The sequence below is a fragment of the Microbacterium sp. KNMS genome (assembly GCF_053851835.1).
On record NZ_JBSQBP010000062.1, the window covers coordinates 1 to 651 of the forward strand.

General features: G+C 72.7%; 1 protein-coding gene. It reads right to left on the reverse strand.

Translation table 11 applies throughout. The annotated features are described in order from the left end of the window. Positions 1 to 593: DUF222 domain-containing protein (locus ACWXWW_RS17840; protein ID WP_455971327.1), on the reverse strand; the 593-nt coding region annotated here is incomplete at its 3' end. Positions 594 to 651 lie beyond the last annotated feature (58 nt).

The window sequence follows — 651 nt, forward strand, 5'->3', positions numbered from 1 at the left end:
TTCGCATCGGCCGCGCCGCCCGTGCCGTCCCTGGTGGCGCCGAGGCCGACGTCGGTGTCCTTGTCCTTCGCGTCCGCGCTGTTGCTCGGTTCGGGGAAGGTTGCGCCGTAGAGGTGGTCGTGGCCGGTGGGGGTGCCGGTGAGGGTGAGGTCGGTGAAGATGTCCGCCCGGATCTCATCCAAGGTGCGGTCATCCGCGAGGGCTATGGGGTCGCCGGCGCGGCGGGCGGCGGCGCGGGCGGTGATGACGGTCTTCGCCATCTGGTCGATGCGGTCCATCATCCCCACCCCGAGCACGTTCGCGACCTCCGCGTCGAACGCGCCCATCGCGTCCTCCCCGGGACGGAACCCCACCCGCCGCCTCTTCCGGGCGGCCTTGTGGCGGTCGCTGATCGAGACCGGGTCCAGTTCCTGCGCGACCTTCCGCGCCACCTCCGCCAACGCGGCCGCGGTCATCGGCACCCGGTCCAACCGCTCCAGCACCCGCACCTCGAACACGCGGCGGGTCTCGTCGTCGTCGATGCGGTCCCCGCACAGCACGATCGTGCGCGCGTGCGGGAGCGACAGCGTCCCCGCCGCGAGCCGGTCCCGCACGACCGGGAACCGGGAGACGAGGACCGTCGCGTCGTTCATCTGCCGCTCCACCGACCGG